The 21,755-nt window shown below is 68.3% G+C and carries 22 protein-coding genes; 11 read left to right on the plus strand and 11 right to left on the minus strand.

The genetic code is table 11. The features are described 5' to 3' along the window. The first annotated feature begins 2 nt into the window (after positions 1 to 2). Positions 3 to 1,034, plus strand: a complete 1,032-nt coding sequence (locus G6N09_RS12830; RefSeq protein ID WP_133053091.1) for an EcsC family protein — start codon at positions 3 to 5, stop codon at positions 1,032 to 1,034. A gap of 4 nt (positions 1,035 to 1,038) precedes the next feature. On the opposite strand, the gene G6N09_RS12835 is transcribed toward G6N09_RS12830, so the two are convergent. Continuing rightward, the gene (locus tag G6N09_RS12835; RefSeq protein WP_083025768.1) at positions 1,039 to 1,650 is read right to left on the minus strand and encodes a TetR/AcrR family transcriptional regulator; all 612 of its coding nucleotides are present in this window, start codon (positions 1,648 to 1,650) and stop codon (positions 1,039 to 1,041) included. Positions 1,651 to 1,689: 39 nt separating this feature from the next. Here G6N09_RS12835 and G6N09_RS12840 point away from each other — a divergent pair, with 39 nt between their 5' ends. Beyond that, complete coding sequence (locus G6N09_RS12840; RefSeq protein ID WP_083025765.1) at positions 1,690 to 2,139, plus strand: SRPBCC family protein; 450 nt, start codon at positions 1,690 to 1,692, stop codon at positions 2,137 to 2,139. A gap of 9 nt (positions 2,140 to 2,148) precedes the next feature. Here G6N09_RS12840 and G6N09_RS12845 read toward each other — a convergent pair whose 3' ends face one another. Together G6N09_RS12845 and gdhA are read right to left on the minus strand one after the other, a co-directional pair. Continuing rightward, the gene (locus G6N09_RS12845) at positions 2,149 to 2,478 is read right to left on the minus strand and encodes a DUF732 domain-containing protein (RefSeq protein ID WP_234807001.1); all 330 of its coding nucleotides are present in this window, start codon (positions 2,476 to 2,478) and stop codon (positions 2,149 to 2,151) included. Between the two features lie 101 nt (positions 2,479 to 2,579). Continuing rightward, positions 2,580 to 3,929 (minus strand): NADP-specific glutamate dehydrogenase, encoded by a 1,350-nt coding sequence (gene gdhA, locus G6N09_RS12850; RefSeq protein ID WP_083025762.1) that lies wholly within the window; start codon positions 3,927 to 3,929, stop codon positions 2,580 to 2,582. A 181-nt stretch (positions 3,930 to 4,110) separates the two neighbouring features. Between gdhA and G6N09_RS12855 the strand changes: the two genes are divergently transcribed. Both G6N09_RS12855 and G6N09_RS12860 read left to right on the plus strand, forming a co-directional pair. Beyond that, positions 4,111 to 5,136 carry an acetyltransferase Pat gene (locus G6N09_RS12855; RefSeq protein WP_083025760.1) on the plus strand — a complete coding sequence of 342 codons (1,026 nt, stop codon included), beginning with the start codon at positions 4,111 to 4,113 and terminating at the stop codon, positions 5,134 to 5,136. 42 nt (positions 5,137 to 5,178) lie between these two features. Beyond that, positions 5,179 to 5,835: a DUF5642 family protein gene (locus G6N09_RS12860; RefSeq protein WP_083025757.1), complete on the plus strand. Its 657-nt coding sequence runs from the start codon at positions 5,179 to 5,181 to the stop codon at positions 5,833 to 5,835. A 7-nt stretch (positions 5,836 to 5,842) separates the two neighbouring features. Here G6N09_RS12860 and G6N09_RS12865 read toward each other — a convergent pair whose 3' ends face one another. The 3 genes from G6N09_RS12865 to G6N09_RS12875 all read right to left on the minus strand — a co-directional run bounded on the left by G6N09_RS12865 (position 5,843) and on the right by G6N09_RS12875 (position 9,048). After that, entirely contained in the window at positions 5,843 to 6,442 is a 600-nt protein-coding gene (locus tag G6N09_RS12865; protein ID WP_179959830.1) for an alpha-ketoglutarate-dependent dioxygenase AlkB, read from the minus strand. Between the two features lie 68 nt (positions 6,443 to 6,510). Next, a complete protein-coding gene (locus G6N09_RS12870) occupies positions 6,511 to 7,362 on the minus strand; it encodes an endonuclease domain-containing protein (protein WP_083025753.1) in 852 nt (283 codons plus the stop codon). A 126-nt stretch (positions 7,363 to 7,488) separates the two neighbouring features. After that, positions 7,489 to 9,048: a dolichyl-phosphate-mannose--protein mannosyltransferase gene (locus G6N09_RS12875; protein ID WP_083025751.1), complete on the minus strand. Its 1,560-nt coding sequence runs from the start codon at positions 9,046 to 9,048 to the stop codon at positions 7,489 to 7,491. Positions 9,049 to 9,072: 24 nt separating this feature from the next. Here G6N09_RS12875 and rsmI point away from each other — a divergent pair, with 24 nt between their 5' ends. Beyond that, positions 9,073 to 9,909, plus strand: coding sequence for a 16S rRNA (cytidine(1402)-2'-O)-methyltransferase (gene rsmI, locus G6N09_RS12880; RefSeq protein WP_083025749.1), 837 nt, complete (start codon positions 9,073 to 9,075; stop codon positions 9,907 to 9,909). Here rsmI and G6N09_RS12885 read toward each other — a convergent pair. Genes G6N09_RS12885 through G6N09_RS12895 form a run of 3 tightly spaced genes read right to left on the minus strand, consistent with a single transcriptional unit; the run spans position 9,879 to position 13,222 of the window. Further along, positions 9,879 to 11,129: an aminodeoxychorismate synthase component I gene (locus G6N09_RS12885; protein WP_083025746.1), complete on the minus strand. Its 1,251-nt coding sequence runs from the start codon at positions 11,127 to 11,129 to the stop codon at positions 9,879 to 9,881. The two genes, rsmI and G6N09_RS12885, sit on opposite strands and share 31 nt — an antisense overlap. 12 nt (positions 11,130 to 11,141) lie before the next feature. After that, positions 11,142 to 12,047: an RNA polymerase sigma-70 factor gene (locus tag G6N09_RS12890; RefSeq protein WP_083025744.1), complete on the minus strand. Its 906-nt coding sequence runs from the start codon at positions 12,045 to 12,047 to the stop codon at positions 11,142 to 11,144. Next, a complete protein-coding gene (locus G6N09_RS12895; protein ID WP_083025741.1) occupies positions 12,044 to 13,222 on the minus strand; it encodes an NAD(P)/FAD-dependent oxidoreductase in 1,179 nt (392 codons plus the stop codon). The genes G6N09_RS12890 and G6N09_RS12895 overlap by 4 nt, the downstream gene beginning before the upstream one ends. A gap of 102 nt (positions 13,223 to 13,324) precedes the next feature. Between G6N09_RS12895 and G6N09_RS12900 the strand changes: the two genes are divergently transcribed. Continuing rightward, positions 13,325 to 13,678 carry a hypothetical protein gene (locus tag G6N09_RS12900; RefSeq protein ID WP_083025738.1) on the plus strand — a complete coding sequence of 118 codons (354 nt, stop codon included), beginning with the start codon at positions 13,325 to 13,327 and terminating at the stop codon, positions 13,676 to 13,678. 28 nt (positions 13,679 to 13,706) lie between these two features. Here the strand turns inward: G6N09_RS12900 and metG are convergent, their stop codons facing one another. After that, the gene (metG, locus tag G6N09_RS12905; RefSeq protein WP_083025736.1) at positions 13,707 to 15,248 is read right to left on the minus strand and encodes a methionine--tRNA ligase; all 1,542 of its coding nucleotides are present in this window, start codon (positions 15,246 to 15,248) and stop codon (positions 13,707 to 13,709) included. 18 nt (positions 15,249 to 15,266) lie between these two features. On the opposite strand from metG, the gene G6N09_RS12910 reads away from it, so the two are divergent. The 3 genes from G6N09_RS12910 to rsmA all read left to right on the plus strand — a co-directional run bounded on the left by G6N09_RS12910 (position 15,267) and on the right by rsmA (position 18,260). Further along, entirely contained in the window at positions 15,267 to 16,112 is an 846-nt protein-coding gene (locus tag G6N09_RS12910; RefSeq protein WP_179959831.1) for a TatD family hydrolase, read from the plus strand. A 106-nt stretch (positions 16,113 to 16,218) separates the two neighbouring features. Next, complete coding sequence (locus G6N09_RS12915) at positions 16,219 to 17,337, plus strand: resuscitation-promoting factor (protein WP_109558916.1); 1,119 nt, start codon at positions 16,219 to 16,221, stop codon at positions 17,335 to 17,337. Next, positions 17,310 to 18,260 (plus strand): 16S rRNA (adenine(1518)-N(6)/adenine(1519)-N(6))-dimethyltransferase RsmA, encoded by a 951-nt coding sequence (gene rsmA, locus G6N09_RS12920; protein ID WP_083025731.1) that lies wholly within the window; start codon positions 17,310 to 17,312, stop codon positions 18,258 to 18,260. Before G6N09_RS12915 ends, rsmA begins: the two co-directional genes overlap by 28 nt. Here the strand turns inward: rsmA and G6N09_RS12925 are convergent. Then, complete coding sequence (locus G6N09_RS12925) at positions 18,176 to 19,015, minus strand: serine/threonine-protein kinase (RefSeq protein ID WP_083025729.1); 840 nt, start codon at positions 19,013 to 19,015, stop codon at positions 18,176 to 18,178. The genes rsmA and G6N09_RS12925 overlap by 85 nt on opposite strands. Before the next feature lie 133 nt (positions 19,016 to 19,148). On the opposite strand from G6N09_RS12925, the gene G6N09_RS12930 reads away from it, so the two are divergent. Both G6N09_RS12930 and G6N09_RS12935 read left to right on the plus strand, forming a co-directional pair. Then, entirely contained in the window at positions 19,149 to 20,624 is a 1,476-nt protein-coding gene (locus G6N09_RS12930; protein WP_083025727.1) for a PE-PPE domain-containing protein, read from the plus strand. 45 nt (positions 20,625 to 20,669) lie between these two features. Next, positions 20,670 to 21,632 (plus strand): 4-(cytidine 5'-diphospho)-2-C-methyl-D-erythritol kinase, encoded by a 963-nt coding sequence (locus G6N09_RS12935; protein ID WP_083025725.1) that lies wholly within the window; start codon positions 20,670 to 20,672, stop codon positions 21,630 to 21,632. The last annotated feature ends 123 nt before the right edge of the window (positions 21,633 to 21,755 follow it).

A 21,755-nucleotide genomic window follows, 5' to 3' on the forward strand; every position in this document is an offset into this window, starting at 1 on the left:
CCGTGGCGTCGTCTGGCCGGTCGGACATGTCCCGTTACGAGCGCAGGGAATGGGACGCGCTACTGGATGCGGCCGCCGCCCGCGAGACACCCGGATGGTTCGAGGGACTCAGTCAGGGCATCACGGATCGCGCCAAGCAGGTGGCGACCCAAGTTCGCTCGGGAGTCGAACAGGTCCCGGGCGCCACGGCCGCCATCGGCAAGGCCGACCAGCTCACCACCAAGGCCCTGGAAACGCTGCACGTCCTGCTCGTCGAGCGGGGACTCAATTCGGTCAAACCGGACACGGTCTTTGCCACGTTCGCTGACATTGGCGTCACGCTGCAGTCCTATGAGCAGGTCAAAGGGCTCGACATGTCGTACTGCGACCGCTCGATGCCACGCCGCAAGGAGCGCTATATCGCGTTGGCCGCGGCCGAGGGTGCGGCGTCGTCGCTGGCGGTGACGGGCTCGGCGGTGTCGAGCGTGGTCACAGGCGGCACGAGCATGACGGTGGCTGCCTCAGCCGTCATAGCCGACGTGACCGCGGTGCTGGTGGGCATGGGGCGGATCGTGGCTCTGGTTGCGGCGCACTACGGCTACGACGTCCGTGAGCCCGACGAGCAGGCGTTTGCCTCCGGCGTGATCGCCTATTCCGCTGCCGGCAACGCCGCGGAGAAGGCTGCGGCATTGGCGTCGCTCTCGCGACTGACCGAGCTGATGATGCGCCAGGAGTCGTGGCATGAACTCCAGCCGCAGCAGGCGGACAACGTGATCCAGCAGGTCTCCATGGCGTTGGGATTTCGGTTGGCGAAAAACAAGCTGGCGCAGGCGGTTCCGGTGCTGGGCGCGGTGGTCAACGGCGGGCTCAACGCCCGCATCGCACAGCGGACCTTCGAACGCTCCCAACAGGCTTATCGATTGCGGTTCCTCACCGAGAAACATGATCTGGATGCCGGTCGGTGGGCGCCGGCGGTGGAACCCGGCGAAGTTGTCGAGATCCCCCTGGTGGACCAGATCCTGGCGCGGTCCGGCGACGGCGCCGCGACGGACTGACCCGTCATCCCGTCGACGCCAGTCCGGCGATGAACACTGTCAGTAGCCGGGTAAGGGTCGAGGTGAAGTCGGTGACCATTGGCTGGATCGCATGCGGGTCGGTCCAGGCCCACGTTGTGCCGGTGAAGGCATGTACTGCCGCGGTCAGTGCGCGCAGCTGATCGTCAGACAGCGGCAGCGCCGGGCGAAGTGCCGCACCGAGGCGCTGCTGGGCGTCACTCGCCTGGGCCGTCAGCACGCTCAGCTCCGACCGGTCGAGCTGGGCGATCAGTGCGGGTGAGGCCGAAATGAGGTCGCACAGTACGGGGCGGGCGGCCAGGGTGCGGGCCAGGGCTGTCGGCGCGGCGGTACCGGGCAGTTCTTCGGTCAGCGCGTCGATCCAGTCCAGATGCTCCGCATGCATCACCTGCAGCAGCAGGGCCTCGCGTGAGCCGACGTAACGCAAGATGCCCGATTTCGCCAGGCCGGCCGCCATGGCCACATCGGTCAGCGTCAGCGCGGTCGCCCGCCTATGTGTCAGTAGCTCGCGTGTGACGGTGGTGATCTGGGACAAGCGGTCTTGACGTTGCGCAGCGTTGCGGGCTCGGGCGAACGGCAGGGGAGGCTGAACCGTCATCCTCTGATAATAGAACAAAGTTCTGTTATTCTGACGCTCATGGTTCGCCGATACGCGTGCGTAATCCAGAGACACAGCACGGCATCACCGCAGGCCCTGTTCGCCCTGGTTTCCGACGGGGCTCGGTGGTCGCATTGGGCCGGGCCCCTGATTCCCTACTCGACGTGGGAGTCCATGAGCCCTGCCGGCGATGCCGGCGTCGGTGCGATCCGGGCCGTTGGCAGACGCGCGCGGCCGACCCGCGAGCAGGTGACCATCCACGAACCACCCGTACGGCACGGCTACACCTTGCTGGCCGGCGGGCCGATCCACGACTACCGCGCTGAGGTCACATTCGTCGAGGAAGTCGGCGGCACGCGGGTAACTTGGCGCGGAAGATACGAGACGCGTTGGCGGGCAGTCGGAGTGGGCTACTGGTTGGTCCTGCGCGTTGTACTGGGGACGCTGACGCGCAACCTCGTCGCTGCCGCGGAACGCCAGGCGGTCTAGGCGGCTGAATCAGTGCAAGGTGTCAGGGCACAGCTCGTGCTGGGCGATGTCGATCACCGGGCGCAGGTTGACGGTCAGATCGTCGACCATGGACGGCCCACCGAAAGAGGGGCGCCGCACGTAGTCGTTGACCACCTGGTCTGGGGTGGACCCGGCACGCAGTTGGTTGCAGAACCGGTGCCCGGCTGACAGGCGGGCATTGGGCGGACCGGATCGGAAGACACCGGCGGCATCGAGCGCGGCGAGGTAGCTGGCGTCGTCGGCGTTCGCCGGCGCGCTGGCGAGCAGCGCCATGGCGGCGGTCCCGATCGACACGGCGGCACCCAGAATCCGATTCATACCGGCGATGCTAGGCGATAGGGGGACCAAAGCACGTTGACTCTGCGCCCACGGCGGAAAGTGCGAGAGCACCCCGCCATGGGCGCAGAGTCAATGAACGACTAAATCAGGCCCATCGCGGTCATGGCGTCCGCAACCTGGATGAAGCCGGCGATGTTGGCGCCCAGCACGTAGTTGCCGGGGGCGCCGTATTCGTCGGCGGTGACCAGGCAGCGGTGGTGAATGCTCTGCATGATCGCGGCCAGGCGCTGCTCGGTGTACTCGAAGCTCCACGAGTCGCGCGAGGCGTTCTGCTGCATCTCCAGCGCGCTGGTGGCCACACCACCGGCGTTGGCCGCCTTGCCCGGAGCCACCGTGACACCGGCCTCGCCGAACAGCTTGACGGCTTCCGGGGTACACGGCATGTTGGCGCCCTCGGCGACGATCTTGCAGCCGTTTTTGGCCAGCGTGGCGGCGTGGGTGCCGTCGAGCTCGTTCTGGGTGGCCGAGGGGATCGCGATCTGGCAGGGCACGTCCCAGATGGAGCCGTCACTGACGAACTGCGTCGCCCCACCGCGGGCCTTGGCGTAGGCCTCGATGCGGTCGCGCTTGACCTCTTTGATCTCCTTGAGCAGCTCCAGGTCGATGCCCTTCTCATCGACGATGTAGCCGCTGGAGTCCGAGGCGGCGATCACGGTGCCGCCGAGCTGGTGGATCTTCTCGATCGCGTAGATCGCCACGTTGCCCGAGCCGGAGACCACCGCGCGCTTGCCCTCGAAGGAATCCTTGGAGGTCTTGAGGATCTCGTCGGCGAAGAACACCGCGCCGTAGCCGGTCGCCTCGGTGCGTACCTGCGACCCACCCCAGCTCAGTCCCTTGCCGGTCAGCACGCCTGACTCGTAGCGGTTGGTGATGCGCTTGTACTGGCCGAACAGGTAGCCGATCTCGCGGCCGCCCACGCCGATGTCACCAGCCGGGACGTCGGTGTGCTCGCCCAGGTGGCGGTAGAGCTCGGTCATGAAGGACTGACAGAACCGCATGATCTCGTTGTCGGAGCGGCCCTTCGGGTCGAAGTCCGAGCCACCCTTGCCGCCGCCGATGGGCAGGCCGGTCAGGGAGTTCTTGAAGATCTGCTCGAACCCGAGGAACTTGATGATGCCCAGGTACACCGAAGGGTGGAAGCGCAGGCCGCCCTTGTAGGGGCCCAGGGCCGAGTTGAACTCCACCCGGAAACCCCGGTTGAGCTGCACGTTGCCGTTGTCGTCGAGCCACGGAACGCGGAAGATGATCTGGCGCTCGGGCTCGCACATCCGCCGGATAACGGCGCGGTCCACGTACTCGGGGTGCTTGACGACCACCGGGCCGAGGCTGCTGAGCACCTCCAAAACTGCCTGGTGGAACTCGGCTTCACCGGGGTTGCGCCGCAGCACCTCGTCGTAGATGTCCTGCAGCTTCGGGTTCAGTTGGGTCATATTCGGTGATCTCTTCCTCGCATGTCGCTGTCGCGGGCACAGGCTAGCGGCCCAGATCGCCCATACCGAATCCTGGCTGTTACGACAGTGTTAAATCATTAACATTAGTCGGCCTCCAGTTAACCTGGGGCGGCCGAGTCCGCCAGCTACCCTTGTAGGGCACACAAGGGCGGAGCACTCCATGGTGAACTCGCGGCGGGACCCGGAATCCACAGCGCTCGACGCCGCGCGGCCAGCCGCCGACCTGGGGGACATGGAGATCTTCGCCGGATGCTCAGCGGCTGACGTGGCGCCGCTGGCCGCCGGGTTGCGGCCGCTGCGGGCTGCCGCCGGTACCGATCTGATGCACCAAGGCGAACAGGCGCTCACCTTCCTGCTCATCTCATCGGGATCAGCAGTGGTGAAACATGTCGGCGACGATGGCGCCGTGGCGGTCAACGAGGTGACCGCCGGCATGGTGGTGGGCGAGATCGCACTGCTGCGCCAGGGTCTGCGGACGGCCACCGTCACCACCGTGACGGCGCTGACCGGCTGGATCGGCGACGAGCACACCTTCCACGACATGGTGCAGATCCCCGAGGTCATGGGCCGGCTGGTGCGGATCGCACGCCAACGGCTGGCCGCCTACATCTCCGCGGTGCCCATCCAGGCCCGCGACGGCACCCCGCTGTTGTTGCGTCCGGTGCTGCCCGGCGACAGTGCGCGGACCCTGCAGGGCCACGTCGAATTCTCCGGGGAGACGCTGTACCGGCGGTTCCAGACCACCCGAACCCCCAGCCCCGCGTTGATGCACTATCTGTTCGAGGTCGACTACGCCGACCACTTCGTGTGGGTGGTCACCGAGCTCGATGGTTCGTTCGTCGCCGATGGTCGATTCGTCCGAGATCCGGAGAACCCCACGTTCGCCGAGATCGCCTTCATCGTCGGCGACAGCTATCAGGGGCGCGGTATCGGCACGTTCCTGGTGGGAGCGGTATCGGTGATCGCCCGGTTGGAGGGGATCGAGAAGTTCACCGCGCGGGTGCTCTCGGAGAACGCGCCTATGCGCGCCATCCTCGATCGGCTAGGCGCTTACTGGGAGCGCGACGATCCCGGCGTCGTCACCACCGTTCTCGACGTCCCCACTCAGGACCAGCTGTCGTTCGACCGTGCGACCGCCGAGCAGATCAAAGAAGTTGGCCGCCAAGCGATCCAAGCGGTGGGGTGACCGCCGCCCGCAGCGCAGGTCGCGTTGGGTAAATTGGCTCCGATGTTGACCCTTCGCACGGTGCTGACCATCGGCTGTGTCGGCCTGCTCGCCGCCTGTAGCTCCGGGCCGGCAGAGGTCTCCGCCGACATCGCCAAGGTGGGCGAGGTCAGGTCGTCCTTCGGGCCGGAATTTCAGGTCAAGGTCGTCCCACGAACCGGGATCGACCCGAAGCTGTTGGCGGGCACCGCACTGCCCCCGGGCCTGAACTTTGATCCGGCCGACTGCTCGAAGTTCGCCGTCGGCCAGCAACTGCCGCAGGGCGTGCAGGGCAACATGTCCGCCGTTGCCGCCGAAGGCAAGGGCGGCCGGTTCATCACCATCGCCCTGGAGACCTCGGAGCCTGTTCCGGTCACCGAACCCGGGCGCACCTGCCGGCGGATCGGCTTCTCCGGTGCGCAGATGCGCGGACTGATCGAAACGATCGACGCACCGCACATCGACGGCGTCACCACCCTGGGTGTGCACCGGGTGATCGAGGCGGTGACCGGGGGCAAGTCTCGGGTGGGTGAGCTTTACAACTACTCGGCCTACTTCGGCCCGTACCAGGTGATCGTCACTGCCAACCCGCTGGTGGTGCCATCCAAGCCGGTGGTTCCGGTCGACACCGCACGGGCACGCGAGTTGCTGGTGTCAGCCGTGGCCGCGATCCGGAACTGACGGTTCTCTACCGCACACCCCGCGGGCGGAACTGAATGCTGATCCGCGGCCCGGTGGGGTTGGCCGTCTTCGGGATGGCGTGCTCCCAGGTCCGCTGACACGAGCCCCCCATCACCACCAGGTCGCCGTGGTGTTGCGCCAATCGCAGGGCGGGCCCGCCCGCGCGCGGCCGTAGGGCCAGGGTGCGGGTGGCGCCGACGCTGACGATCGCGACCATGGTGTCCTGGGTGGCGCCGCGGCCGAGGGTGTCGCCGTGCCAGGCCACGCTGTCGCCGCCGTGGCGGTAGAGGCACAGGCCCGCGGTGGTGAACGGCTCGCCGAGTTCCCCGGCGTAGATGTCGTTGAGCCGGCGGCGCAGCCTGCCGAGCACCGGGTGCGGGGCGTCCCCGGATGCGAGATCGTGGAAGCTCACCAGCCGGGGCACATCGAGAACCCGGTCATACATCCGGCGCCGTTCGGCCCGCCAAGCAATGGCCGCCTGCAGTTCGCCGAGCAGATCGGTGCCTTCGTCAGACAGCCAGCCGGGACGAACGTCGAGCCACGCCCCGTCGTCGAGCTGTCGTCGTTCGCTGAGGTTGAACAGCGAATCCTGTACCGGTATCGCCACAGCACGCAGCCTATCGCACATCAGTTCGATTCGTCGATATTGCGGCGGTGGCTGTGCCGCCCTGACGATCACAACCTTGGCGGCAGTCTCACGGCGGGGCGTCGCGCGAGTGCCTCGCGTGTTCGGGCGACGATGACGGCCGGGTGGTCCTCTTTGATCACCCTGATGACCCACCAGCCCAGGTCCCGGAGCATCTCGCTGCGGCGCACATCCCGCGCGTACTGCCTGCGGTCGGTCCGGTGCTGCTCGCCGTCGTACTCGATCGCCACCATCGCGGCCTCCCAACCCATGTCCAGGAATGCCACCGAGGTGTCGTCGCCGACGCGGATCTGCGTGGTGGGCGCCGGTAGTCCGCCATCGATCAACACCAGCCGTAGCCAGCTCTCCTTGGGTGACTCGGCGCCCGCATCCATCAGCTCAAGTGCGACCGTCGACCGGCGCAGCCCGCGCGACTTGGGACGACGGGCCGCCAGGGCTTCGCCGGCGGTGACGCCGGTCGCTCGGCTCAAGGCATCGAGATGCGCCACCGCGAGCCCGCGGGGCAGGTGGCGGCCCAGGTCCAGCGCGGTCCGGGCCGGATTGGTCACCAGCATCCCGGCGATCTCGACCAGTTCGTCGGCGTCGACGCGTTCGTTGCGCGCGATGATGCCCCGGGGCGGGCGCCCGTTGCGCCAAATCAGCTCGATCGGCGTGGCGGCATCGACCCAGCGCGCACCGTGGAGGGCGGCCGCTGCGCGCCCGGCGATCACTGCTTTGCGGCCCGACCACAGCCAGGCGCCGACGGTGCGGAGCCGCACGGTCGGCAGCGCGTGCTTGCTGGCGTAGACGTCGGGAAAGATCGCAGTGTAGTTCCATCGCAGCGTGCCGCGGCTCATGCCGCCGAGGCGCATCACCTCGCTCCCTTTGAACGGCTCGCGCATAGCTCGATGGTGCTCAGCGAGATCGACAGGGGCGTGCCACTGAGCCCAGGGCTGTGGATAACCTGCGTCAGCAACCGTGGGTGCAATCTCGAGGGGGAGAAAGCGAGAAGCGAGAACGAAGCGGGTTTACGCCCAGCTGGGCAGCCAGATCTCCATGTTCCAGGTGGCCGGTGCGATGGGCACCCCGGTCAAGATCGGATACAGCCAGGCGAAGTTGGTCAGCACCAGCGCCACGTAACACGACACCGCCAATAGCCCCAGCGCCCAGCGCTCCAGGGTGCCGGTGCGTCCGGCATTCACGATGTCGACGCAGATCAGCGCCACCAGCATCGCCAAGAACGGCGCCATGGGCACCGCGTAGAAGAAGTACATCTGCCGACCGATATCGGCGAACCAGGGCAGCCAGCCGGCGCAGTAGCCGACCAGCGCCGCGGCGTAGCGCCAGTCGTGGCGCACCAGGGAACGCCACAATGCGTAACCCAGCACCGGCACCGCCACCCACCACAGTGCCGGCGTGCCCACCAGCATCACCGCCTTGACGCAGGACTGGGCGCCGCAGCCGGGAACGTCGTGCTGGTCCATCGCGTAGAGCACCGGGCGCAGCGACATCGGCCACGTCCACGGTTTGGATTCCCACGGGTGGTGGTTGCCCGCGGCGTTCGTCAGGCCGGCATGGAAGTGATAGGCCTGGTAGGTGTAGTGCCACAGCGAGCGCAGCGCATCCGGTATCGGCAATCGGCTCTCCAGCCCGATCGACTGGCCGGCCTCGTGCCGGTCCACGCCGGTCTCGGAAGCGAACCACGGCGCATACGAGGCCAGGTACACCCCGAACGGAATCAGTGCCAGGGCGTAGGCGGTGGGCGTCACGTCACGGCGCAGGGTGCCCAGCCATGGTCGCCGCACCCGGTACTGCCGTCGCGCGGCCACGTCGAATGCCAGCGACATCGCACCGAAGAACACCACGAAATACAGCCCCGACCACTTGGTGGCACAGGCCAGTCCGAGCAGCACCCCCGCGCCGAAGCGCCACCAGCGCACCCCCAGCCTCGGGCCCCACGGGGTCGCGCCGACGCGGCCCTCGGTCAACACGGAGTGCATGCGCATGCGCACCTGGTCACGGTCGACGATCAGCGCGCCGAACGCGGCCACCACGAAGAAGGTCAGAAAGCCGTCCAGCAGCGCGGTGCGCGCCGCGACGAAGCTGACGCCGTCGGCCACCAGCAGCAGCCCGGCGATTCCCCCAGCCAGCGTCGAGCGCGTCATCCGCCGCACGATCCGAACCAGCAGCGCGATCGCGAGCACTCCGAGCAGTGCACTGCTGAACCGCCATCCCAGCCCGTTGTAGCCGAACAAAGCCTCGCCGATCGCGATCAATTGCTTGCCCACCGGCGGGTGCACCACCAGGCCGTAGCCGGGGTTGTCCTCGACTCCGTGGTTGTGCAGCATCTGCCAGGCCTGCGGGGCGTAGTGCTTCTCGTCGAAGATCGGGGTGCCCGCGTCGGTCGGCGAGTAGAGGTTGGAGAACCGGGTCACCGCGGCCAGCAGTGTCACCGCCGCGGTCACCGCCCAGCCCCGGGCCCGGTCGGTAGGCCCAAAATCGGCCACCGGCACCAATAGTCCCGGGCTGATCATCGGAACAGTGCGCTCCAACCCGGCCGTGGGCCTGGTGGTGGTCGGAGCGCTCATGCGCACGATCGTAGGCTGTGCGCCATGTCCGATGGTCGATTGCTGCTGGGTGCCACCCCGCTGGGGCAGCCCGCCGATGCCTCGGCGCGGTTGGTCCACGCGCTGCGCACCGCCGATGTGGTGGCCGCCGAAGACACCCGCCGAGTGCGGATACTGGCCAAGGCGCTCGACGTGCAGATCGCCGGACGGGTGGTCAGTCTGTTCGACGCCAACGAGGCGACGCGGGTGCCGACGCTGCTGGCCGACCTCGAAGCCGGTGCCACTGTTCTGGTGGTCAGTGACGCCGGAATGCCGCTGATCAGCGACCCGGGCTATCGCCTGGTGTCGGCGTGCGCCGAGGCTTCAGTACCGGTCACCTGCCTGCCCGGCCCGTCGGCGGTGACCACGGCGCTGGCGGTGTCGGGACTGGCTTCGGAGCGGTTCTGCTTCGAGGGCTTCGCGCCACGCAAGCAGGCGGCACGACGGGCGTGGCTGGCGTCGTTGGCCGACGAGCGGCGCACGTGTGTGTTCTTCGAGTCGCCGCGGCGGCTGGCCGACTGCCTGCGCGACGCGGTCGACGAGCTCGGCGGTGACCGGCGCGCGGTGGTGTGCCGGGAGCTGACCAAGACCCACGAAGAGGTGCGGCGCGCGACACTGGCCGAGTTGGCCGAATGGGCCCTCGACACCGTGCTGGGGGAGATCACCGTGGTGCTCGCCGGGGCCAGTCCGCGCGCCGATCTGCCGACGTTGGTCGATGAGGTCAACCGGCTGACCGAAGAGGGCATGCGGGTCAAAGATGCGTGTGCGCAGGTGATCGCCGCCGCGCCTGCAGCGGTGTCGCGGCGCGAACTCTACGACGCGGTGCTGCGTTCCCGGGACTGATGCGCGGCCACGATCGGGGCCGCCTTGTGCAGGCACTCCTGCCACTCGGCGTCGACGTCGGAGTCCGCGGTGATCCCGCCGCCGACACCGAGCACCGCGCCGCCGGCGGCGTCGAACTCCACGGTGCGGATCGCGACGTTGAGTTCGCAGCCAGCCACCGGCGACGCCAAACCGACCGTGCCGCAATAGATGCCGCGACGTGACGGCTCCCACTCTGAGAGCAGCTGACGGGCGCGGTGTTTGGGCGTTCCGGTCACCGACGCGGGCGGGAACGTCGCTTCCAGCAGGTCCGCCATCGGCAACTGTTCCGGGACCTCGGCGCAGACCGTCGAGACGAGATGCCACACGCCGGGTGCGGGCCGTACCGCCAACAGTTCGGGCACGGTGACGGTGCCGGTGATCGCCACCCGGCCCAGGTCGTTGCGGACCAGATCCACGATCATGATGTTCTCCGCGACATCTTTGACCGAGGTCTGCAGCGCCGACGGGCGGGCGTAGAGCGGCAAGGTGCCCTTGATCGGGCTGGAGGCCACGGCCTGTCCGCGGCGGCGCAGGAACAGCTCCGGTGACAGTGATGCGACCGCACCCCAGGAGCCTCCGAGGTAGGCGGCGCGTGCGGGCGCGGTGCGCGTCACGGCGTCGGCGAAGAAGTCCAGGGGGGCACCCGTGACGGTGCCGGTGAAGCGGGTGCACACGCAGGCTTGATAGACCTCACCGGAACGGATGGCCTCCAGGCAGGCCAGCACCCCGGCACGGTGTGCCTGCCGATCCGGCGTCTCCCAGTAGATCCGGCAGGCGCGGGCGGGCGTGGGAGAGGTCAGGCCTTTGGCCAGCCAACCCGGCATCGGTGCGCCCGACAGGCTCTCGAACCACCACTGCCCGTCGGCGTCGCGACGCAGCACACAGTCGGTCCAGCCGCCGGCGGCTTCGGGAATGCGGGGTCCGGTGCCGTCTGCGCCGGCGTCGGGATAGGACAGATATCCGATCCAGCCGCCGCCCACCGCCCCGGGCGGAGCGCCGGGAACGGGTTCGGTCAGCTCGAACACGGCGCCGGGGCGGACCGGCTCGGCGAGCACGCTGGGTGCGATCACCGCGGTGGCGCCGAACCATTCGCCGGTCAGCGCGGCCGGCGGCGGCAGCCCGCACCGGTCGGTGGCGTCGCCGACGGCGCGCAGCACCTCCGGTGCCGCCCCCAGGTCGCCGAGCCGCTCGATCCGCACGGCACTAGCTTGTCAGACGTCGGCGCCGCGAGTGATCTCGCGGGCGGCCGCCACCGCCGCCAGCTTGTCCGGGTTGCGCATCGCATAGAAGTTCGTGATCAGGCCGTCGACGATCTCGAAGGTGAAGACGCCCTCCAGATGGTCGGCGCTGTACAGCAGCACCGCGGGCGCAGAGTTGCACACGCCCAGTTCCACCCGGATATCGGGCAGCTGCGCGCCCTGTCGCAGCAACCCGATCACCGTCCGGGCCACCTTGTCGGCGCCCACGATGGGGCGTCGCGCGGCGCTGGCCTTGCCGCCGCTGTCGGCGGTCCACACCACATCGGGCGCCAGCATCGACAACACGGTCGTCAGATCGCCGCCGGCTGCCGCGGTCATGAACTCCGCGGTGATCCGCGCACTCTCGGCCGGGGCCACCGGGGTGTAGCGCGGGCGCCGGGCCTGGACGTGGCCGCGGGCCCGGTGCGCTACCTGACGGGCCGCGGCCTCGGTCTTGCCGATCGCGGCCGCGATCTCGTCGTAGTCGAACCCGAACACATCGCGCAGCACGAACACCGCCCGCTCGTCTGGGCCCAGCGTCTCCAACACCACCAGCATGGCCATCGACACCGACTCCGCCAGCACGACATCGGACGAAGCATCCTGCTCGGTGAGCAGCAGTGGCTCGGGCAACCACGGACCGATGTATTCCTCCCGGCGCCGGGCCCCGGCCCGCAGCGCGTTGAGTGCCTGGCGGGTGACCAGGCTGGCGAGGTAGGACTTGACGTCTCGAACCTGCGTCAGATCCACCTGCGCCCAGCGCAGATAGCTGTCCTGCAACACGTCGTCGGATTCGGTCGCCGAGCCCAGGATCTCGTAGGCGATGGTGAACAGCAGCGGCCGCAGCTCGCTGAACCGTTGGGCGTGCTCGTCTGTCACACCGCCGCCTCTCGTTCACCCTGCCCCTGAGCCAGCTGGGTGGCCCGGGCCCCGCTCTTCATCCAACGGTACGAGCCCGGATTGGCCGCCTCGCCCCGAATCCATTTCACCGTGTACCGGCAGACCGTCTCCTTGACCACGGCACCCAGCCGGCCCCCCACGAACGCCTTGATCGGGGTGTCGTCGCGGCGCGACACCTGCACGGTCGCCGCATCACGGCCCACACTGATGCACTGCGCGGCGAATGCCTGGTCCAGTGCCGCCGGCGAGGTGCCGGCGATCCGGGCCAGCACGGTGTTGGCGGCCTGGGCGCCCAGTGGCAGGGCGGCCTGGCAGCTCATCCGCAGCGGCCTGCCCGAGGGTGCGACGGCATCCCCGGCCGCCATGATCCACGGGTTATCGATACTGGTCAGGGTCTCGTCGGTCAGCAGCCGGCCGAGCGCGTCGGTGGCCAGCCCACTGGCCGCGGCCAGATCCGGCACTCCGAATCCCGCTGTCCAGACCGTCACCGCGCTGGGCAGCACCGTGCCGTCGTCCAGCACGAGCGCATCGGACCGCACCTGCGCCACTACCGCAGATTCGCGCACCGTCACCCCCAGCTTGCGCAGGGCTTTGGCCACCGAGCGGCGGCCCGCCGCATGCAGGGACGGCCCCAGGCTCTCGCCGCAGACCAGGGTCACCCTTCGGCCCTGCACGGCCAGTTCCGATGCCGCCTCGATACCGGTCAGTCCGCCGCCGACCACGCTCACCGGCGCGTCCGGTGCTACCTCGCCGAGCCGGGCCAGCAGCTGCGCCGCGGACTCGAATTCGCTAATCGAGTAGGCGAATTCGGCGGCGCCGGGAACGGCCGGGGTGATCGCGCCGGTGCTGCCCACCGCGTAGATCAGGTAGTCGTAGCGCAGGACCGTGCCCGACGCCAACCGGATGCGCCGGTCGGCGGCGTCGATGCTGGTGGCCGCGTCGACCAGCAGCCGGATCCCGTCACCGAGTAGCTCGGAGTAGTCGACGGTGGCCGACCCGGTGCCCGCGACGTACTGGTGCAATCGGATCCGCTCGACGAAGGACGGGCGCGGGTTGACCAGGGTGACGTCGACCGCGGGGTTCTGGCGTAGGCGATTGGCGGCCAGGGTGCCGGCGTAGCCGCCGCCGAGGATGACGACCTGGATGCGATTCATGGCGTGCTCCTGTCTCCGTGAGGTGCTGATGCCCTCAAGACACCGCGCGAGGGCCGGCTGTGACGCACTGTGATCTGTTTCACTGCGCGCTAGGCTGGCCGCATGGCTTTCGGAGGCGCGGGGCGAGCACTGGTGCGTGCGTTCAACAGGGTCGCCACCGAGTTGATCACCGCGCCCATGCTCGGTCAGCTGTTCGGCCGGCGCCTGACCACGATCAGTTACGTGGGCCGGCGCTCCGGGAAGGTGTTCAGCCTCCCGGTGGCCTACTGGCGCGAGGGCGACCAGGTCAGAATCGGCGTCGCCATGCCGGAGGCCAAGGCCTGGTGGCGCAATTTCTTGGGCGACGGCCATCCGTTGACCATCCTGCTTGACGGTGCCGGCCGCACCGGTCAGGCCGTCGCGCAGCGCGATGAGCAGGGCCGGGTGACGGTGGCCGTGCAACTGGACGCGCGCTGAGCCTCATAACGCCCAGATGTGCCCCGGATCAGGGCTGGTAGCGAGGGAAGACCCCCGACGGCGCCGGCAGCGTCAGCCCCGATGTCAGCCGGTCTGGCACGGCGGTGAACATGCGTTGTTCGGGGGATTGGCCCAGCAGGTCCAACAGCTTGGCCGCCGAGTCGGGCATCACCGGTTGCAGCAGCAGCGCCGCGATCCGCACCGCCTCCAGCGTGGTGTAGAGCACCGTGCCGAAGCGGGCCTGATCGGCAGCTGATTCGCTCTTGGCCAGCTTCCACGGCTCGTTGGCGGAGAAGTACCGGTTGGCCGCACCCAGCATCTGCCAGATCGCCTCCAGGCCCAGGTGCATGGACTGCGTGCCGAACGCGGCCCGCATCTTCTCCAGCAGGGCGTCGGCCAGCGCCAGCAGCTCGTCGTCGTCGGCGGCCTGCGCGGTCGGCTCGGGCACCACCCCGTCGAGGTTGCGGGCCACCATCGACAGCGAGCGCTGTGCCAGGTTGCCCAGCTCGTTGGCCAGATCGGCGTTGATGCGCCCGATCATCGCCTCGTCGGAGATGCTGCCGTCCTGGCCGAAGGGGATCTCACGCAGCAGGAAAAACCGGACCGGGTCGACACCGTATTTGTCGACGAACTCGACCGGGTCGATCACGTTGCCCACCGACTTGCTCATCTTCTCGCCGCTGTTGAGCAGAAACCCGTGCGCGAACACCCGGCGCGGCAGTTCGATCCCGGCCGACATCAGAAACGCCGGCCAGTAGACGGTGTGGAACCGGATGATGTCCTTGCCGATCATGTGCAGATCGGCCGGCCAGTACCGGCGGAAGGTCTCGGAGTCGGTGTCGGGGTAGCCGACCCCGGTCAGATAGTTGGTGAGCGCGTCCACCCAGACGTACATGACGTGGTCGGGATGCCCGGGCACCGGCACGCCCCAGTCGAAGGACGTGCGCGAGATCGACAGGTCCCGCAGACCTCCGGAGACAAAGCTGACCACTTCGTTGCGGCGCACATCGGGGGCGATGAAGTCCGGGTTGGCCTGGTAGTGCGCCAGTAGCCGGTCGGCATAGGCCGAGAGCCGGAAGAAATAGGTCTGCTCCTCGGTCCAGGTGACCGGTGCGCCGGTTTCGTTGGCCACCCGTGACCCGTCATCGGTCAGCCGGGTCTCGCCCTCGGTGAAGAACCGCTCGTCGCGCACCGAGTACCAGCCGGAGTAGGCGTCTAGGTAGATGTCGCCGGCGTCGACCATGCGCTGCCAGATTGCCTTGGAGGCTTCCAGGTGATCGGGGTCGGTGGTCCGGATGAACCGGTCGAAGGAGATGTTGAGCTTGCGCTGCAGGCGCTCGAAGACGTCGGAGTTGCGTCGCGCCAGATCGGCGGTCGGAATCCCTTCGGCGGCGGCGGTCTCGGCCATCTTGAGTCCGTGCTCGTCGGTGCCGGTCAGATACCGCACGTCGAAGCCGTCGAGCCGGTGAAACCGGGCGATGGCGTCGGTGGCGATGTACTCGTAGGCGTGCCCGATGTGCGGGTCACCGTTGGGATAGGTGATCGCGGTGGTGACGTAGAAAGGCTTCATCACCGTTCACCCTATTGTGTGCGGGTGAGCTCGAAACGATCAGCCAAAACTCCGCCGCCCGCGCCGCAGGAGCTGAGTCCGCTGGTCGACGCCCACACTCACCTCGACGCCTGTGGCGGGTCCGACGCCGCATCGGTGCGCGCGATCATGGACCGGGCCGCCGCGGTCGGCGTGCAGGCGGCGGTGACCGTCGCCGACGACCTGGCCTCAGCGCGCTGGGTGACCCAAGCTGCCGACGCCGACGAGCGGGTCTACGCCGCGGTGGCACTGCATCCCACCCGGGCCGGCACCCTGACCGCGACGGCCCGCGACGAGATCGAGGCATTGGCCGCCCACCCGAGGGTGGTGGCGATCGGGGAGACCGGTCTGGACCTGTACTGGCCCGGGCGCCTGGAGGGCTGCGCCGATCTGCCGACCCAGCGTGAGGCGTTCGCCTGGCACATCGACCTGGCCAAACGCACCGGCAAACCCCTGATGATCCACAATCGCGACGCCGATGCCGCCGTGCTCGACGTGCTGCACGCGGAGGGGGCACCGGAGACGGTGATCTTCCACTGCTTCTCGTCGGGTCCGGAGATGGCTCACACCTGCGTCGACGCCGGCTGGATCCTGAGCCTGTCCGGCACGGTCAGCTTCAAGAACGCCCGTGACCTGCGCGAAGCGGTGGCTGTGATTCCGCAGGAGCAGCTGTTGGTGGAGACTGACGCGCCGTTTCTGACTCCGCATCCGTACCGCGGTTCACCGAACGAGCCCTACTGTCTGCCATACACTGTCAGAGCGCTGGCTGAGCTGTTGGAAACATCGGCGGCTGAACTGGCGCGGGTGACGAACCGCAATGCCCGTCGCGTGTACGGGTTGGGTTGAGGGTCGAGCCGGTCACACTCGGTTGCCGACGCCGGTGGCGTTCGTTACCGTTCCGTTATAGAACTGGGGTCGCGAGGCCCCATTACCCTTGTCGTGAGGTTGTGTCGTGAATGCTCTGACCAAGCTGCACCAGGCGCCTTCGCCGATGCTGCGGCTTCTGGTTGCAGCGTTTCTGCTGGTACTCACCTTCGCGGGCGGCTTTGCGGTCGCCAGTGTCAAGACGGTGACGCTGGACGTGGACGGCACCCCGGTCACCGTCACCACCATGCGCTCGCGGGTTGTCGACGTCGTCACCGAGAACGGCTTCGGCCTCGGTGAGCGTGACGATGTGAGTCCCGCCCGCAACGCGCGGGTGCACGACGCGGACACCATCGAAGTTCGACGCGGTCGGCCGCTGCAGGTTTCCCTGGACGGACGCGAACCGCAGCAGGTATGGACGACGGCCCTCTCGGTGGACGAGGCGCTGGCCCAGCTGTCGATGACCGACACCGCCCCGGCCGCGGCATCGCGCGGTACCCGAGTCCCGCTGGCCGGGATGGCCCTGCCGGTGGTGAGCGCCAAGACCGTCACGATCGACGACGGTGGTCTGGTGCGCACCGTGCACCTGGCCGCGCCCAACGTCGCCGAGCTGCTGGCCGCCGACGGAGCGCCGCTGGAGCAGGCCGACAAGGTGACGCCCGCGGCGTCGACACCGGTCACCGAAGGTATGCAGATTCAGGTGACCCGGATCCGGCTCAAGCAGGTCACCGAGCGCGTGCCGCTTCCGCCGCCCGCCCGCCGGATCGAAGACCCGACCATGAACGTCAGCCGCCAGGTGGTCGAGGACCCGGGCACACCGGGTACCCAGGACGTGACCTATTCGGTGGCCACCATCAACGGCGCCGAGACCGGCCGACTTCCGGTGGCCAATGCGGTGGTGGCCCCGGCCCGCGACTCGGTACTGCGGGTGGGCGCCAAACCCGGCACCGAGGTGCCGCCGTCGGTGTACGGCGCCGCCTGGGACCGCATCGCCAACTGTGAGTCGCACGGCAACTGGGCGATCAACACCGGCAACGGTTTCTACGGCGGCGTTCAGTTCGACTACGGCACCTGGGTGGCCAACGGCGGGCTGAAATACGCGCCGCGCGCGGACATGGCCACTCGCGAAGAGCAGATCGCGATCGCCGAGGTCACCCAGGCCAGGCAGGGCTGGGGTGCCTGGCCGGTGTGCAGCGGGAGGCGCTGACCATCGGGCTACTCGGGGCCGGTGACATCAGGGCCCTGGCGAACGAACTGGACTTGCGGCCCCGCAAATCACTGGGGCAGAACTTCGTTCACGACGCCAACACTGTTCGCCGGATCGTGGACGGCGCGGGCATCACCGCCGCGGATCATGTCCTTGAAGTCGGGCCCGGCCTCGGCTCGCTGACTCTTGCTCTGCTGGAGCACGGCCCGACGGTGATCGCGGTCGAGAAGGATCCGGTGCTGGCCGCTCGGCTGCCTCAGACCATCGCCGAACACGCGCCCGCGCACGCCGAACGCCTGACGGTGCTCGGCCGCGACGTCTTGACGCTGCGCCGCGACGAAGTGGCCGTGGCCCCCACGGCGGTGGTGGCCAATCTGCCCTACAACGTGGCGGTGCCGGCGTTGCTGCACCTGCTCTGCGAGTTCGACTCCATCCGCACCGTCACCGTCATGGTGCAGCTGGAGGTGGCGGAGCGGCTGGCCGCCGAGCCCGGCGGCAAGGACTACGGGGTGCCCAGCGCCAAGGCGCGGTTCTTCGGCTCGGTGCGCCGCTGTGGCACGGTGCCGCCGAGTGTCTTTTGGCCGGTGCCGAGGGTGAACTCCGGGCTGGTGCGCATCGACCGCTACGACCAACCGCCGTGGCCGGTGCACGACGAGTTCCGCCGGGGTGTCTTCGCGCTGATCGACATCGCCTTCGCGCAGCGCCGCAAGACGTCGCGCAACGCGTTCGCCGACTGGGCGGGATCAGGCCCGCAGTCCGCGGAGCTGCTGGAGGCCGCGGGCATCGATCCGATGCGCCGCGGTGAGACGCTGGCGATCGCGGACTTTGTTCGGCTGCTTCAGCTCTCGGAGGGCGTGACGGGCCCGGCATATGACAGCAGTGCGCGGGCCAGCTCGTCGACGAAGCCGGTACAGGACTCGTAGCGGCGCGCCGGGTATTTCGCCAGGGCCCGCTGCACCACCACGTCGGCCGCCCGGGCTTCCGGTCCGAGGGTGTCCGACACCGGTGGGGGCAGCAGTCGCAGGTGTGCCTCGGCCAACTCGGCCGCGCTGTGGGCGGGAAACGGCGGAGCCCCGGTCAGCAGCTCCACGGCCGTGCAGGCCAAGGCGTATTCGTCGGTGGCGGCCGTGGGCGCCCTGCCCTGCAGGATCTCCGGCGCCGTGTAGGGCAGTGAGACTTCGGGGTTGCCCGGCTGGCCGGGGCGGTGCCCCACGTCTTCGACGACGGCGTGCGCCACGCCGAAGTCGGTCAGGATCGCACCGGACCGGCCGAAGTCCGCGGCAATCAGGATGTTGGCGGGTTTGACGTCGCAGTGCACGATGCCGCGGCGGTGCGCATAGTCCAGCGCGGCGGCCACCTGAGCCAGTGCTGCCAATCGGTCGGGCAGCGTGCGCAACCCGGTCGCCTTGCCGCCGTCGACGTACTGCATGGCCAGCCAGAACGGTCCGTGCCGGTACACCGTGACGATGTTGGGATGCTCTAGGGCGCTCGCGAACGCGAACTCGCGGTCCAGCCGGCTCTGCTCGGCGGCCGATCGGTGCGATTCATCGAGGACCTTCAGCGCCACCGGCGTGCCGGGCGTGTCGCGGTGGTGAGCCCGGTACACCCGGGCGTGCCCGCCTTGGCCGACCTCGCACTCGATCAGGTAGCCGCCGTAGTGGACCCCGGCTGCGTTCATGGTCTCAGGTTAGGGCGCGTACAGCTACCTCGCAGAAAACTGAGAGCAGCATGATCGAATAGCAAAAAATTGATGACATTTCACTGGTATGACGTCATAATCGACGCGATACATCACCATCCGGGAGGCCGCCATGACAACACAGTCCCACCGCAACCTGCGTTCGGTCGGTGCGGTCCCGTTGACTCTGGCCGCCATCACCGCCCTCGGTGTCGCCCCGGCGGTGGTGCCGGACCTGACCGCGTCCGTCAAGACGTTGATCGCTCAGACGACCCTGCTCGACACCGAATCGTGGATCATGGGCGGCAGCGGGCTCCCGATCCCTTCCCCGCAGTATCTGGCCGCCCTCACCGATCGGTTCATCTCGCCCGCGACGCCTAAGTTCGAGGGCCAGCCCACCTTCCAGGTGGATGCCACCAATCCGCTGTTCACCCCGGAGGGCCTCTACCCGCTGACCGGCGTCAAGACGCTTCCGCTGGACACCTCGCTGGCTCAGGGCTCCACCATCCTGTTCCAGACCATCATGAGCGAGATCGACAAGGGCAATGACCTTGTCGTGCTGGGGTATTCCCAGAGCGGTGTCATCAACGGGCTGGTGATGGACCAGTTGCTGGCCCTGCCCGAAGAAGACCGCCCGACTTCTGACGAGCTGTCCTTCGTGACGCTGGGCAGCCCGGCGAATCCCAACGGTGGTCTGCTGGCCCGCTTCGATGTTCCCGGTTCCCCGCTGAGCCTGGCCAGCCTCGGAGTCACGTTCAGCGGCGGTGCGCCGTCTGAGACGCCTTGGGAGACAGCCAATTACATTCAGGAATACGACGGTTTCGCGGACTTCCCGAAGTATCCGCTGAACCTGCTCGCCGACATCAACGCCTTCCTGGGCATCATGTTCATTCACGGCACCTACCCGAGATTGACCGATGAGCAGCTGGCGTCGGCGATCGAGCTGAACGTGTCTGAGGGCTACACCGGCAGCAACCAGTACTTCATGATTCCCACCGAGAATCTGCCCATCCTGGAGCTGTTGCGCGGCAATGCATTCGGTGACGCATTCGCCGACCTGCTGCAGCCGGCGCTGCGGGTGCTGATCAACCTCGGATACGGCAACATCGAGAACGGCTGGGACCAGGGGCCCGCGGACATCTCCACCCCGTTCGGACTGTTCCCGGACGTCAACCCGATGGACGTGCTGACCGCCCTGGTCAACGGCGCCGAGGAGGGCTGGAACGACTTCGTCGCGGCGCTGCAGAACATCTTCTCCGGCAGCCCGGCCGAGATCGCGGCCGACATGTTCGGCCTGGGCGGCGGCACCGCGGACTTCAGCCTGCCCAGCCTGATGGACATCGTGAACACCTTCAGCGGTGCCGCGTCGACGTTGTACTCGACCCTGCTGCCCACTGCGGACATCATCAACGCGATGCTCACCTCGCTGCCCGCCTACAACGCGAGCCTGTTCTTCAACGAGCTCATGGACGGCGATCTGGTGGGCGCGCTCGGGATGCCGCTGGCGGCCACCACCGGGCTGGTCACCATGGCGGGCGGGTTCGAGTTGGAGGTCCTGCTCAACGCGTTCAACTCGGTCTCGCAGGACTTCGCTGACCTGTTCTCCTGATCGCGGTGCGGCGCAGCGCCGCCACGGACCGTTAGTCTCATCGGCGTGACCGCATCCGACGGCAATACCGCCACCGAGTGGTCCCCGACCGGTTCGGTCACCGTGCGGGTACCGGGCAAACTCAACCTCTACCTGGCCGTGGGCGACCGCCGTGAAGACGGTTACCACGAGCTGACCACCGTCTTCCATGCGGTGTCGTTGGTCGACGAGGTGACCGTCCGGGACGCAGACATCTTGTCGTTGCGCTTCAGCGGCGAGGGTGCCGACGTACTGCCCACCGATGAGCGCAACCTCGCATGGCAGGCCGCCGAGCTGATGGCCGAGTATGTCGGGCGCGCTCCGGACGTGGCGATCTCCATCGACAAGTCCATCCCGGTAGCCGGTGGCATGGCCGGGGGTAGTGCCGATGCCGCGGCGGTGCTGGTGGGCATGAATGCGCTCTGGGAGCTCGGCGTGCCGCGCCGGGACCTGCACTCGCTGGCCGCCCGGTTGGGCAGTGACGTGCCGTTCGCACTGCATGGTGGGACCGCGTTGGGCACCGGCCGCGGCGAGGAACTGGCGACGGTGCTCACCCGGGAGACCTTTCACTGGGTGCTGGTCTTCGCCGATCGGGGCCTGTCCACGCCGGCGGTCTTCAACGAACTGGACCGGCTGCGTGACACCGGGCGCACACTGCCGGAATCGGGCGAGCCCGAGCCGGTGCTGGCGGCCTTGGCTGCCGGTGATCCGCAGCGGTTGGCCGGCTTGCTCGGCAATGACCTGCAGGCGGCCGCGGTGAGCCTCAACCCGGCCCTGCGGCGCACCCTGCGCGCCGGCGTGGAAGCGGGGGCCCTGGCCGGTGTGGTGTCCGGTTCCGGCCCGACGTGTGCGTTCCTGTGCCTCTCGGCCGAGTCGGCGGCCGACGTCGCCGTCGAACTGTCGGCGCTGGGTGCGGGGCGTGCGGTGCGGGTGGCCAGCGGACCGGTGTACGGCGCCCGGGTGGTTCCGTCGTCGGTCACCGGGGCGTGATCGCCGCCACGATCCGCGGATAGATTTGCCCGGGGATTAAGAGGAGTTTAAGATAGCCCGCGGTGACTCAATGCGGCCAGGACAACCTTGCCGGCCAGACACACGCAGAACTGGCGGGTCGCG

Source organism: Mycolicibacter minnesotensis (assembly GCF_010731755.1).
Lineage (GTDB): Bacteria > Actinomycetota > Actinomycetes > Mycobacteriales > Mycobacteriaceae > Mycobacterium > Mycobacterium minnesotense.

Bases quoted from the DNA above. Each gene is read 5' to 3' on its own strand.
- G6N09_RS12860 (WP_083025757.1), top strand. From the start codon at position 5,179: ATGTTGACCCTTCGCACGGTGCTGACCATCGGCTGTGTCGGCCTGCTC.
- gdhA (WP_083025762.1), bottom strand. From the start codon at position 3,929: ATGACCCAACTGAACCCGAAGCTGCAGGACATCTACGACGAGGTGCTG.
- G6N09_RS12845 (WP_234807001.1), bottom strand. From the start codon at position 2,478: ATGAATCGGATTCTGGGTGCCGCCGTGTCGATCGGGACCGCCGCCATG.
- G6N09_RS12870 (WP_083025753.1), bottom strand. From the start codon at position 7,362: ATGCGCGAGCCGTTCAAAGGGAGCGAGGTGATGCGCCTCGGCGGCATG.
- rsmI (WP_083025749.1), top strand. From the start codon at position 9,073: ATGTCCGATGGTCGATTGCTGCTGGGTGCCACCCCGCTGGGGCAGCCC.
- G6N09_RS12925 (WP_083025729.1), bottom strand. From the start codon at position 19,015: ATGAACGCAGCCGGGGTCCACTACGGCGGCTACCTGATCGAGTGCGAG.
- G6N09_RS12840 (WP_083025765.1), top strand. From the start codon at position 1,690: ATGGTTCGCCGATACGCGTGCGTAATCCAGAGACACAGCACGGCATCA.
- G6N09_RS12875 (WP_083025751.1), bottom strand. From the start codon at position 9,048: ATGAGCGCTCCGACCACCACCAGGCCCACGGCCGGGTTGGAGCGCACT.
- metG (WP_083025736.1), bottom strand. From the start codon at position 15,248: ATGAAGCCTTTCTACGTCACCACCGCGATCACCTATCCCAACGGTGAC.
- G6N09_RS12835 (WP_083025768.1), bottom strand. From the start codon at position 1,650: ATGACGGTTCAGCCTCCCCTGCCGTTCGCCCGAGCCCGCAACGCTGCG.
- G6N09_RS12855 (WP_083025760.1), top strand. From the start codon at position 4,111: ATGGTGAACTCGCGGCGGGACCCGGAATCCACAGCGCTCGACGCCGCG.
- G6N09_RS12900 (WP_083025738.1), top strand. From the start codon at position 13,325: ATGGCTTTCGGAGGCGCGGGGCGAGCACTGGTGCGTGCGTTCAACAGG.
- G6N09_RS12930 (WP_083025727.1), top strand. From the start codon at position 19,149: ATGACAACACAGTCCCACCGCAACCTGCGTTCGGTCGGTGCGGTCCCG.
- G6N09_RS12895 (WP_083025741.1), bottom strand. From the start codon at position 13,222: ATGAATCGCATCCAGGTCGTCATCCTCGGCGGCGGCTACGCCGGCACC.